The sequence below is a fragment of the Kocuria sp. CNJ-770 genome (assembly GCF_001942375.1).
Taxonomy (GTDB): domain Bacteria; phylum Actinomycetota; class Actinomycetes; order Actinomycetales; family Micrococcaceae; genus Kocuria; species Kocuria oceani.
The window spans coordinates 14,367-15,814 of the sequence record NZ_MKJW01000131.1; the positions used below are offsets into that span (position 1 = coordinate 14,367).

Genomic DNA, 1,448 nt, shown 5'->3' on the forward strand with positions numbered 1-1,448 from the left:
CCAGGTGAGATGGTCCGGCAGCTCAGCCAGCACATCGGAGTCGGAACGGGAAACAGTTCCCCCTAGCCAAGACATGCCCTCCAGGCTACCCGGAACTTGAACATGTTTATGTTGAACATGTTCAAAAGACTGTATGGTTGATGCGATGCACCCAGGCGGGAGCCTTCAGTGAACCTTTACCACCTCAGGTTTCAGAATCAAGGGGGCCAAGAAATCGTGGAGACACACCCCACACCGCTACCGGTTGCGGTTGCGGTGTGCAACGATGACTTCATGACCGAGTACCAGCAACCGAAGCTGCAAGGACACAAAGTGGCTTTGTCCACGCGTGTGTCTCCTGAGCAGCATCGCGCGGCCGTCGAAGCTTCTCATCGAACGGGACTCAGCATGGCCGAGTACATCGGTGCCTTGATCGACCGCGATGCGGGACGACCCAACAAGCTCGACAACAGGGAGGAGCCGCGCCTACCGCTGGCTAACTCTGCTTAAACGACTGACGGCCCGCCTTGGCAGGGCGGGCCGTCGAAGTCATCCGGCTGTCGCAAGTTTGGCGACCTAGACAGCCGTTTCAACAGCTAACTGAATCGGAACCTGTCATGAACCCAATACCAGGGGACTGTTGTGTCCCCTAGTGTACCTGAGGCGCGTCCGCAAATGGACCCCTCGTCACTCAAACGCGCCGATTTTCGGTCACACTCCTCCCCCGAGGCTGCCCTCGAGTCCCCCGCGGAGCTCCCCTCGCACCGTCGACGGGTGCGGGTGGCCTACGAACGCTCCAAGGCCGTGGTGCTGCGCGCCGTGCCCAAGGGCTGCCGTCTGGCCCGGCACGTGGTCGCGTGGAAGCGTGCCGTGCTGGAGCACCCGGCCCTGGAGCTGATGCGCGCCGACGGCCGGGCCAACATGGCCGCCCTGGTCGAGGTAATTGCCCTGCAGCAGGACCCGGCCTCACGGACCTGGCGCACCACCTGGGGATGGGTGGCCGAGCGCCTCGGGGTGCACGAGGACTCTGTGGGGCGGATGATCCGCCGGCTCAAGGACTGGGGGCTGCTCGCCGTGGTGGCCACCGGCCGCTCCGCCCGCTACACCCCGCGGTCCACGGGCAAGAAGCAGGGCGAGGCCCCCGTCTACGCCCTCACCGTCCCCGCACCCCCGAAACCGGCGCCCACGCCGGCCGAGAAGACGGAAGAGGAGGCAGCAGCGGTTGTGGATATAAATGTCGGCCCGGTCCCCCCGAAGGGGGTATGTTCTCCCCCGCACGCGCGCGAAGACCTTTCCCCAAAGGACGCGGCTACGCCGCGACCCTCCGCCAAAGCCGCCGCGCAGCGGCGGGAAGTCCAAGCCGCCCTTGCCCAGCGGACAGCTCCGCTGTGGCCAGCTCATGCGACGGTTCAGCCTTTGACGGTGGGGGCGGCCCGGTCGGATTGGAAGCAGGCTTATCGTTTGGCGGG

Annotated in this window: 2 protein-coding genes; both read left to right on the forward strand. The window is 65.1% G+C overall.

Going from position 1 to position 1,448, the window contains the following annotated elements; genetic code table 11:
- The first annotated feature begins 273 nt into the window (after window positions 1–273).
- Window positions 274–489 carry a hypothetical protein gene (locus tag BJF77_RS15885; protein ID WP_075872786.1) on the forward strand — a complete coding sequence of 72 codons (216 nt, stop codon included), beginning with the start codon at window positions 274–276 and terminating at the stop codon, window positions 487–489.
- A gap of 270 nt (window positions 490–759) precedes the next feature.
- Window positions 760–1,448, forward strand: a 689-nt coding sequence (locus BJF77_RS15890) for a hypothetical protein (protein ID WP_222845020.1), incomplete at its 3' end; no start/stop codon positions are given.

Excerpts from the sequence above, each read along its gene's own strand:
- BJF77_RS15885 (WP_075872786.1), top strand. The coding sequence starts at position 274 with ATGACCGAGTACCAGCAACCGAAGCTGCAAGGACACAAAGTGGCTTTG.